The following is a 9151-nucleotide window of genomic DNA, read 5'->3' as shown; positions in this document are numbered from 1 at the left end:
CGGCGCGGCAGCGGGGGGCTTGGCCTGTGACGGCGTGGGTTGCTGCTGTGCGAAAACGGGCGTCGTCGCTGCGGCCGCGATGCTGGCAGTCAGGAGAAGCGACTGCGCGAGGGAACGGAAACCCATGGAAACCTCTGGATATCGAATCATTGCGGCTATTGTTGAAGCTGCCCACCAAAAATGAAAAGCCCCACCCCGTGAAAACCGGGGGACTGCGGCGGAAATTGGACCTTTGCGAAATAATGTGTCGCGCTCGGATTGGCCGGAAAGCCGATTTTTCATATGCTGATGAAAAACTTGGGATGTTTTGCCGTTCTGACCTGCCTATGCTTTGAGCAAAAATGCCGCATAGACAATTGCTCTGACCTGTTGCGGCAAATGCCAAACTGTGGTTTGAAGCGCTGAAGATGGCAAGGATTCTGCGTTCTATTTTGCAGGTCAAGCGCTCGAGGGAGATAATAAGGTGATGAAGAAGGCTTATGCAGCCCTGACCACGCTGGTCTGTCTGCTTTTTGCTTCCGGCACATATGCCGACCAGCCCATGCCGTGGCAGGCAACGCTGCAGCCGGCGGCAACGCCGATCATGCGGGAAATCCATTGGTTCGAACAATATACCCTCTGGTTTATCGTTCCGATCACGCTTTTCGTTCTGGTCCTGCTCATCGTCGTCTGTTTCAAGTTCCGCGCCAGCGCGAACCCGGTTCCCTCGAAGACGAGCCACAACACGCTGATCGAGATTGCCTGGACCGTGGGGCCGGTCCTGGTGCTTCTTCTTCTCGCCATTCCTTCGTTCAACCTGCTGACGGCGCAGCTGACGCTGCCTGAAAACCCCGACGTCACGATCAAGGCGACCGCCACCCAGTGGCAGTGGAACTACGAATATGAAGGTTCGGGCGAAAGCCCGCTGGCTTTCGATTCCTACCTCCTGAAGGATCAGGACCGCGCAGCCGCCGGCAAGGAAGACAAGTCGATCTATCCCAGACTTCTCGCCGTCGATAACGAGCTGGTCCTGCCGGTCAACAAGACGGTCCGCGTTCTCGTGACCTCTGCGCCGACCGACGTCATCCACGCCTTCGCCATGCCTTCCTTCGGCGTCAAGATCGATGCCGTGCCGGGCCGCCTGAACGAGACCTGGTTCAGGGCCGAGCGCGAAGGCCTGTTCTACGGCCAGTGTTCCGAGCTCTGCGGCAAGGACCATGCGTTCATGCCGATCGCCATCCGCGTCGTCTCCGAGGACAAGTATAAGCAGTGGCTGACCGCAGCCGCCAGCGACCTGCCCGGCGCCTACAAGACACTCATGGCTGCAACCGATGGTCCCGCAAAGACCGTCAACGTCGCCGAAGCACAGTAATTAAGGGGATCGGGACAATGGCTGGACCTTCCGCTCACGACGATCATTCTCATGATCACGCCCATCATGACCACGCGCATGATGATCACGATCACCACGATCACGCGCACAAGCCGAGCTTTGCCAATCGCTGGCTGTTCTCGACCAACCACAAGGACATCGGCACGCTCTACCTGATCTTCGCGATCATTGCCGGCATCATCGGCGGCGCGCTGTCGGTTGCCATGCGCATGGAGCTGCAGGAGCCGGGCATCCAGATCTTCCATGGCCTGGCCTCGATGGTCTACGGCTATGAGGGCGATGCCGCAATCGACGGCGCCAAGCAGATGTTCAACATGTTCACGACCGCGCACGCGCTGATCATGATCTTCTTCATGGTCATGCCGGCGATGATCGGCGGTTTTGCCAACTGGATGGTGCCGATCATGATCGGCGCGCCGGATATGGCTTTCCCGCGTCTGAACAATATCTCCTTCTGGCTGATCGTTCCGGCCTTCGCGCTGCTGCTGCTGTCGATGTTCGTCGAAGGCCCGGCAGGCGCCTATGGCACGGGCGGCGGCTGGACGATGTATCCGCCGCTGGCAACGAGCGGCACGCCGGGACCGGCGGTCGATCTTGCGATCTTCGCGCTCCACATTGCCGGCGCCTCGTCGATCCTCGGTGCGATCAACTTCATCACCACGATCCTCAACATGCGCGCTCCCGGCATGACGCTGCACAAGATGCCGCTGTTTGCCTGGTCCGTGCTGATCACCGCCTTCCTGCTGCTGCTGTCGCTGCCGGTTCTGGCAGGCGGCATCACCATGCTGCTCACCGACCGCAACTTCGGCACCTCCTTCTTCTCTCCGGAAGGCGGCGGCGACCCGATCCTTTACCAGCACCTGTTCTGGTTCTTCGGTCACCCCGAGGTCTACATCCTCATCCTGCCGGGCTTCGGCATGGTCAGCCACATCATCTCGACCTTCTCGAAGAAGCCGATCTTCGGCTATCTCGGCATGGCCTACGCCATGGTCGCGATCGGCGCCGTCGGCTTCGTCGTCTGGGCCCACCACATGTACACGGTCGGCCTGTCGCTCGACGCGCAGCGCTACTTCGTCTTCGCGACGATGGTCATCGCCGTTCCGACGGGCGTGAAGATCTTCTCCTGGATTGCGACGATGTGGGGCGGCTCGATCTCGTTCCGCACGCCGATGCTCTGGGCGATCGGCTTCATCTTCCTGTTCACGGTCGGCGGCGTCACCGGCGTCCAGCTTGCCAATGCCGGTCTCGACCGCTCGCTGCATGACACCTATTACGTCGTGGCCCACTTCCACTACGTTCTGTCGCTCGGCGCCGTCTTCGCGATCTTCGCCGGCTGGTACTACTGGTTCCCGAAGATGACCGGCTACATGTACAACGAGCTGGTCGGCAAGCTGCATTTCTGGATCATGTTCATCGGTGTCAACCTGGTGTTCTTCCCGCAGCACTTCCTCGGCCTCGCCGGCATGCCGCGCCGCTACATCGATTATCCGGATGCCTTTGCCGGCTGGAACTATGTTTCCTCGATCGGCTCCTACATCTCGGCCTTCGGTGTGCTGATCTTCCTCTACGGTGTCTTCGAAGCCTTCGCCAAGAAGCGCGTCGCCGGCGACAATCCGTGGGGTGAGGGTGCAACGACGCTCGAATGGCAGCTGCCTTCGCCGCCGCCCTATCACCAGTGGGAACAGCTTCCGCGCATCAAGTAAATTGCGCGGACATCAGGACGCCGCATTCGATACGGCGTCCTGATGGTAAGACATTCAGGACGGAATGATGACGGTCATCGACAATCACGAGGTGCTTGCAAAGGACGGCGAATTGTCGGAAGCGAGTGCGCGCGATTATTTCGAATTGTTGAAGCCACGGGTCATGTCGCTCGTGGTCTTCACTGCGTTTGCCGGTCTCGTGCTGGCGCCGGGCCACATCCATCCTGTCCTCGGCCTCATCGCCATTCTCTGCATCGCCGTCGGCGCCGGAGCCTCCGGTGCGCTGAACATGTGGTATGACGCCGATATCGATGCGATCATGAGCCGCACGGCCAACCGTCCGATCCCGGCCGGCCGCATCGCACCCTCCGAGGCGCTCGCCTTCGGCCTGGTGCTGTCAGGCTTCTCGGTGGTGATTCTCGGCCTGGCGGTCAACTGGCTCTCGGCCGGCATCCTCGCCTTCACCATCTTCTTCTATGCCGTCGTCTACACCATGTGGCTGAAGCGCTCGACGCCGCAGAACATCGTCATCGGCGGTGCCGCCGGCGCCTTCCCGCCGATGATTGGCTGGGCATGCGTGACCAACAGCGTGACGATCGAGAGCACGGTTCTCTTCCTCATCATCTTCCTGTGGACGCCGGCGCATTTCTGGGCGCTTGCCCTGTTCAAGATGCGCGACTACGAGGCCGTCGGCGTGCCGATGCTGCCGAACGTCGCCGGCGAGCGGGTGACCAAGCATCAGATCGTCGCCTATGCGGTGCTGACCGCCGTCTGCGCGGTATTGCCGTCCTTCCTCGGTTTCGCGAGCCTCGGCTATGGCCTCGTCGCCGCCGCTCTCGGCGCGATCTTCATATACTGTTCCATCGCCGTCTGGCGCATGCCCGACGGCGATCTGAAGATGATCCCGGCGAAGAAGCTCTTCGGCTTCTCGATCTTCTATCTCTTCGCCGTGTTCTCCGCCTTGATGATCGACCGGCTGGCCTCGCTGCTGGTCTCGCATGCGGGAGGTTGGTTCTGATGGAATTGATCAAGCTCACGGAAGCGCAGCGCAAGTCGCGCCGCAACCGCAACGTCGCCCTCGGGCTGGTGCTCGCCGGCCTCGTTATTCTCTTCTACGCGATCACCATCGTGAAGATCGGCGGGGGAATGGCTGGATGAGCGAAAACGCCGGTACACCGAAGAAGCAGGGCCGCAATAACGGCGCCGTCGTGATGATGTGCCTGAGCTTCGTCTTCGGCATGGGCGCGATGAGCTATGCCGCCGTGCCGCTCTACCGCATCTTCTGCCAGGTGACCGGCTATAACGGCACGACGCAGCGCGTCGACCAGGTGTCGAGCGTCGTGCTTGATCGCACGATGCGCGTCACTTTCGACGCCAATGTCGCGCCCGGCCTGCAATGGGAATTCAAGCCGGTCGAGCGCGAGGTCAATCCGAAGATCGGCGAGACGATCCAGGTCAATTTCACCGCCGAGAATCGTTCGAACGAAACCCAGCGCGGCCAGGCGGTTTTCAACGTCACGCCGGGCGAAGCGGGTGTCTATTTCAACAAGGTGCAATGTTTCTGCTTTACGGAAACGGACCTGAAGCCGGGCGAGAAGCTCGACATGCCTGTCGTGTTCTACATCGATCCCGAAATCGTCAAGGCCGTGGAATCCAAGGATATCCACACGGTCACGCTGTCATATACGTTCTACCCGAAAGAGGGTCCGAAGCCGGTGGCTTCGAATGAGGGTGGAGCGGAGAAGATTGAAAAGAAACTTTGATCAAGGCTCGTTTCCGGCTATGCCGGGAACGGAGTGAAGGAAGACATCCGGGGATAGCTACATGGCCGATGCTCACCAGAAGAATCACGACTATCACATCATCGATCCGAGCCCGTGGCCGATTCTCGCCTCGCTCGGCGCCTTCATCATGGCGATCGGCGGCGTCTGCTACATGCGCTACCTGAACGGCGGTTCCTTCAAGGTTGCCGGCGCGGAACTCGCCAATCCCTGGCTCTTCTACATCGGCTTCGCGCTGGTGCTCTACGTCATGTACGGCTGGTGGGCCGATACGGTGAAGGAAGCCCATGAGGGTTCCCATACCCGCGTCGTCTCGCTGCACCTGCGCTACGGCATGATCATGTTCATTGCTTCGGAAGTGATGTTCTTCGTCGCCTGGTTCTGGGCCTATTTCGACGCCAGCCTCTATCCGAACGAAGCGATCCAGGCCTCGCGCCTGCTCTATACCGGCGGCACCTGGCCGCCGAAGGGCATCGAGGTCCTCGATCCCTGGCACCTGCCGATCTACAACACCGTCATCCTGCTCCTGTCGGGCACGACGGTGACCTGGGCGCACCATGCGTTGCTGCACAACGACCGCAAGGGCCTGATCCAGGGCCTGACGCTGACGGTGCTGCTCGGCGTGTTGTTCTCCAGCGTCCAGGCCTATGAATATGCCCACGCGCCCTTCGCCTTCAAGAATTCGATCTACGGCGCGACCTTCTTCATGGCGACCGGCTTCCACGGTTTCCACGTCCTCGTCGGCACGATCTTCCTGGGTGTCTGCCTGATCCGTGCGCTGCGCGGCGACTTCACCCCGAAGCAGCATTTCGGCTTCGAGGCGGCAGCCTGGTACTGGCATTTCGTCGACGTCGTCTGGTTGTTCCTGTTCTTCTGCATCTACGTCTGGGGCGGCTGGGGCGCACCCCTCGCAGCCGGCTGATCGGGACGGATAAAAATCAAAAAGGCGGGTGCCATTGGCCCCGCCTTTTTTGTTTCAACGCAAAGCGGCCAGCCTTTCGAAGGCCGATGGCTCGGGAATGCCGAGATCAAGCTGGTGTCGGATCGCCTCGGCACATTCGAGCGCCGTAAGCACTGACGTATCGACCTCCATGTCATAGATGCCGGGACGATGAACCTCGTCCTGCCAGCGCTGCACCGGTTCGGGAACCGGTGTCTCCTCGCTGCCGCGCACGTAGAGGGTCTCGCGCCCTTCCTGTACGACCTCCCGCCGTTGCATGATCGTCTCGATCGGACAGCGCACGCCGACGAACAGCACGGAAAAGTCTTGCAGCCGCCGGGCGCAGTCGCCGAGAATGCCGAGCGGCTGCGAATAACTATCGTGATGACCGAGATCGGCGACGACATTGAGTCCTAATCCGGCATGGATGGCGATCGATTCATAAAGCGCCGCATAGAGGAACGGCACCAGTTCCTCCAGCTCCGGCCGCTCGCCGCCGGGCCTGAGCCCAATACCGGGCAGGTAGCGCTTCGGTGTCATGGCATTGTAGGTGTCGACGCCCAGGTTGATCCAAGGTCCCTCGAATCCTTCCTGAATTGCGCGCGCAATGCTGGATTTGCCGCTTCGCGGCGCGCCGTTCAGGATAATGATCTGTCCGCTATGGCTATCGTTGCTCATCAGTCTTCTTCTTTTGTTTGGCGCGAATCGCTGAGGCGAAACCGCGCAGGCCTTTCCATTCGGGATGCGAATACTTTATGGGAGAGTTAAGGCAGCATTGAAGAAGCCGCGACCGCGAATGCATCTGCGGGAAGGAATGCCATGAACGAGGACAGCGCCCATTTTCCCCCCGTCGATCCGGTGAAGACCGGCATCAAAGGCTGCTGCCCGCGCTGCGGTCAGGGCAAGCTGTTCGACGGTCTGCTCGGCCTGAAGCCGCGTTGCGCCGCCTGCGGCCTCGATTATTCCTTTGCCGATTCCGGTGACGGCCCCGCCGTCTTCGTCATCCTCATCGTCGGCTTCATCGTCATCGGCATGGTGTTGTGGCTGCAGGTGAATTACGGGCCGCCGATCTGGGTGCACATCCTGCTCTTTGCTCCGTTGACGATCGTCCTGTCGCTGCTGACGCTGCGCTGGTTCAAGGGCATCCTGATCGCCATGCAATACCGTCATAATGCCCGCGAAGGACGCCTGAGTGACTGAAATGGTGCATGTAACGCCGCGCCGGCGGCTGCCTGTCTTGACCGGTATCCTGGTGCTGATCGCCCTTGCCATCCTGATTTCGCTCGGCACCTGGCAGGTGGAGCGTCTCCACTGGAAGGAAGGCCTGCTCGCCGATATCGCCGCGCGGCAGGCAGCAAGCCCCGTGCCGCTTGCCGACATCGAGGCGATGGCAGCTGCTGGCGGCGACATCGAATACCGCAAGGTCACCGCCACCGGCCGCTATATCAACAACAAGGAGCGGCACTTCTTCGCTACCTGGCGCGGTCAGACCGGCTATTACATCTATACCCCGCTGGAGCTTGCCGACGGGCGCATTCTCTTCGTCAACCGCGGCTTCGTTCCCTTTGACAACAAGGAGCCGGAAATGCGCATGCAGGGCCAGTTGACGGATCAGCAGACCGTCACCGGCCTGGCGCGCGAAAAGCTTCCCGGCAAGCCCTCCTGGGTGGTGCCGGATAACGACGTCGCCAAGAACATCTTCTACTGGAAGGATCTCGACGTCATGGCCTCCAGCGTCGGGCTGGAGAAAGCTGATGTCATTCCCTTCTTCGTCGACGCCGATTCCACCCCCAATCCGGCGGGCCTGCCGATCGGCGGCGTCACCCAGGTGGATCTGCCGAACGACCATCTGCAATATGCTTTCACCTGGTACGGGCTGGCCGCCGTGCTTATCGTCGTCGTGGCGATCTCCTGGTTCCGCAAAGGCGCCAAGACACCTCAGCAATAGTATCACTTCAATTCTCGACCATATTGGGCTAGAGGTCCCTAAATCTCTCAACCCGGAACTGACATGAATATTGCGGCGAAACCTCCTTTGACGATCAGGCTCTGCGGTCCGCGCGGCTTCTGCGCCGGCGTCGACCGCGCCATCCAGATCGTCGTGCTGGCGCTGAAATCCTATGGCGCGCCGGTCTATGTGCGCCACGAGATCGTCCACAATCGTTATGTCGTCGAGGGGCTGGAGGCCAAGGGCGCCGTCTTCGTCGAGGAGTTGGACGAAATCCCGGCCGAACACCGCGCCCAGCCGGTGGTCTTCTCCGCCCATGGCGTGCCGAAATCGGTGCCGGAGGATGCGGCAAGCCGTAACCTCTTCTATCTCGACGCCACCTGCCCGCTGGTCTCCAAGGTCCACAAGCAGGCGATGCGCCACAATCGCCTCGGCCGCCATGTCGTCCTTATCGGCCATGCCGGCCATCCCGAGGTGATCGGCACGATGGGGCAACTGCCGGAGGGTTCGGTTTCGCTGATCGAGACGATCGAGGATGCCGACGCCTACGTCCCCGTCGATCCCGATAATCTCGGCTATGTCACCCAGACGACGCTGTCGGTCGACGACACGGCCGGCGTCATCACCCGCCTGCACGAGCGCTTCCCGAACCTGACGGCGCCGGCCGCGGACTCGATCTGTTATGCGACGACCAACCGCCAGGAAGTGGTGAAGCAGGCAGCCCCGGGCTGCGATCTTTTCATCATCGTCGGCGCGCCGAATTCATCCAATTCCAAGCGCCTCGTCGAAGTGGCGCTCAGGGCAGGGGCGAAGAAATCGATCCTCGTACAGCGCGCCGCCGAGCTTGACTGGGACGAGATCGGCGCGATTTCGACGCTCGGCCTTTCCGCCGGCGCTTCCGCCCCCGAGGTCATCGTCAACGAGATCATCGAGGCTTTCCGCGCCCGCTTCGACGCTCGCGTCGAACTGGCCGAAACGGTGCAGGAAACCGAAAATTTCCTCGTCAATCGCGAACTGCGCAATATCGAGCTGACGGCGGCCGACATGGCTTTCGTCAACGGCTAGATCGGCCTTTCGGCCTAGCGTCCACTCCGGCAAATCCAATATCAACAAGGCATGAAGGGCGAGACCTCACTTGGCAGTCTATACCGATATCGCCGAAGACGATCTGAAGTGGTTCCTGACGGAATATGACGCAGGCACGCTGCTCTCCTACAAGGGCATTGCCGAAGGCGTCGAAAACTCCAACTTCCTGCTTCATACCTCCAAGGATCCGCTGATCCTGACGCTCTATGAAAAGCGCGTGGAAAAGACCGATCTGCCTTTCTTCCTCGGCCTGATGCAGCATCTCGCGGCCCGCGGTCTGTCCTGCCCGCTGCCGCTGCCGCGCCGGGATGGCGCGCTGCT

The 9151-nt window shown here is 60.8% G+C and carries 11 protein-coding genes and 1 pseudogene; 10 read left to right on the top strand and 2 right to left on the bottom strand.

All coding sequences use genetic code 11. The features are described from left to right. A pseudogene (locus MOV76_RS36965) lies at nucleotides 1-282 on the bottom strand (invasion associated locus B family protein); the annotation flags it as partial. A 184-nt stretch (nucleotides 283-466) separates the two neighbouring features. Here MOV76_RS36965 and coxB point away from each other — a divergent pair. From coxB to MOV76_RS36935, 6 genes are all read left to right on the top strand, one after another. Next, nucleotides 467-1351, top strand: coding sequence for a cytochrome c oxidase subunit II (gene coxB, locus MOV76_RS36960; protein ID WP_018449294.1), 885 nt, complete (start codon nucleotides 467-469; stop codon nucleotides 1349-1351). Nucleotides 1352-1368: 17 nt separating this feature from the next. Further along, nucleotides 1369-3075: a cytochrome c oxidase subunit I gene (ctaD, locus tag MOV76_RS36955; protein WP_130751099.1), complete on the top strand. Its 1707-nt coding sequence runs from the start codon at nucleotides 1369-1371 to the stop codon at nucleotides 3073-3075. Nucleotides 3076-3142: 67 nt separating this feature from the next. Continuing rightward, complete coding sequence (locus tag MOV76_RS36950; RefSeq protein ID WP_018449292.1) at nucleotides 3143-4093, top strand: heme o synthase; 951 nt, start codon at nucleotides 3143-3145, stop codon at nucleotides 4091-4093. Further along, nucleotides 4093-4233 (top strand): hypothetical protein, encoded by a 141-nt coding sequence (locus MOV76_RS36945; protein ID WP_018245093.1) that lies wholly within the window; start codon nucleotides 4093-4095, stop codon nucleotides 4231-4233. Before MOV76_RS36950 ends, MOV76_RS36945 begins: the two co-directional genes overlap by 1 nt. Then, entirely contained in the window at nucleotides 4230-4838 is a 609-nt protein-coding gene (locus tag MOV76_RS36940) for a cytochrome c oxidase assembly protein (RefSeq protein WP_018245094.1), read from the top strand. The genes MOV76_RS36945 and MOV76_RS36940 overlap by 4 nt, the downstream gene beginning before the upstream one ends. Nucleotides 4839-4899: 61 nt before the next feature. After that, nucleotides 4900-5778 (top strand): cytochrome c oxidase subunit 3, encoded by an 879-nt coding sequence (locus MOV76_RS36935; protein WP_018245095.1) that lies wholly within the window; start codon nucleotides 4900-4902, stop codon nucleotides 5776-5778. A 54-nt stretch (nucleotides 5779-5832) separates the two neighbouring features. On the opposite strand, the gene MOV76_RS36930 is transcribed toward MOV76_RS36935, so the two are convergent. Next, on the bottom strand, nucleotides 5833-6474 hold the full coding sequence (locus MOV76_RS36930; protein WP_247266409.1) for a chloramphenicol phosphotransferase CPT family protein: 642 nt from the start codon (nucleotides 6472-6474) through the stop codon (nucleotides 5833-5835). Nucleotides 6475-6615: 141 nt separating this feature from the next. Between MOV76_RS36930 and MOV76_RS36925 the strand changes: the two genes are divergently transcribed. The 4 genes from MOV76_RS36925 to MOV76_RS36910 all read left to right on the top strand — a co-directional run. Next, on the top strand, nucleotides 6616-6996 hold the full coding sequence (locus MOV76_RS36925; RefSeq protein ID WP_130651841.1) for a DUF983 domain-containing protein: 381 nt from the start codon (nucleotides 6616-6618) through the stop codon (nucleotides 6994-6996). A gap of 1 nt (nucleotide 6997) precedes the next feature. Further along, on the top strand, nucleotides 6998-7744 hold the full coding sequence (locus MOV76_RS36920) for an SURF1 family protein (protein WP_258719891.1): 747 nt from the start codon (nucleotides 6998-7000) through the stop codon (nucleotides 7742-7744). Nucleotides 7745-7807: 63 nt separating this feature from the next. Then, entirely contained in the window at nucleotides 7808-8809 is a 1002-nt protein-coding gene (ispH, locus tag MOV76_RS36915) for a 4-hydroxy-3-methylbut-2-enyl diphosphate reductase (protein WP_011650764.1), read from the top strand. Nucleotides 8810-8879: 70 nt separating this feature from the next. Continuing rightward, a partial coding sequence (locus tag MOV76_RS36910; RefSeq protein WP_247266407.1) for a phosphotransferase occupies nucleotides 8880-9151 on the top strand: 272 nt, incomplete at its 3' end.

This window comes from Rhizobium sp. PRIMUS64 (assembly GCF_023006465.1).
Lineage (GTDB): Bacteria > Pseudomonadota > Alphaproteobacteria > Rhizobiales > Rhizobiaceae > Rhizobium > Rhizobium leguminosarum.
Note: the sequence above shows the minus strand (reverse complement) of the source record. Positions and strands in the feature narration are given on the sequence as shown.

What these genes read in the sequence shown, in the direction of transcription:
- MOV76_RS36925 (WP_130651841.1), top strand. Translation starts at nt 6,616, where the DNA reads ATGAACGAGGACAGCGCCCATTTTCCCCCCGTCGATCCGGTGAAGACC.
- MOV76_RS36930 (WP_247266409.1), bottom strand. Translation starts at nt 6,474, where the DNA reads ATGAGCAACGATAGCCATAGCGGACAGATCATTATCCTGAACGGCGCG.
- MOV76_RS36950 (WP_018449292.1), top strand. Translation starts at nt 3,143, where the DNA reads ATGACGGTCATCGACAATCACGAGGTGCTTGCAAAGGACGGCGAATTG.
- coxB (WP_018449294.1), top strand. Translation starts at nt 467, where the DNA reads ATGAAGAAGGCTTATGCAGCCCTGACCACGCTGGTCTGTCTGCTTTTT.
- ispH (WP_011650764.1), top strand. Translation starts at nt 7,808, where the DNA reads ATGAATATTGCGGCGAAACCTCCTTTGACGATCAGGCTCTGCGGTCCG.
- MOV76_RS36945 (WP_018245093.1), top strand. Translation starts at nt 4,093, where the DNA reads ATGGAATTGATCAAGCTCACGGAAGCGCAGCGCAAGTCGCGCCGCAAC.
- MOV76_RS36935 (WP_018245095.1), top strand. Translation starts at nt 4,900, where the DNA reads ATGGCCGATGCTCACCAGAAGAATCACGACTATCACATCATCGATCCG.
- ctaD (WP_130751099.1), top strand. Translation starts at nt 1,369, where the DNA reads ATGGCTGGACCTTCCGCTCACGACGATCATTCTCATGATCACGCCCAT.
- MOV76_RS36940 (WP_018245094.1), top strand. Translation starts at nt 4,230, where the DNA reads ATGAGCGAAAACGCCGGTACACCGAAGAAGCAGGGCCGCAATAACGGC.
- MOV76_RS36920 (WP_258719891.1), top strand. Translation starts at nt 6,998, where the DNA reads ATGGTGCATGTAACGCCGCGCCGGCGGCTGCCTGTCTTGACCGGTATC.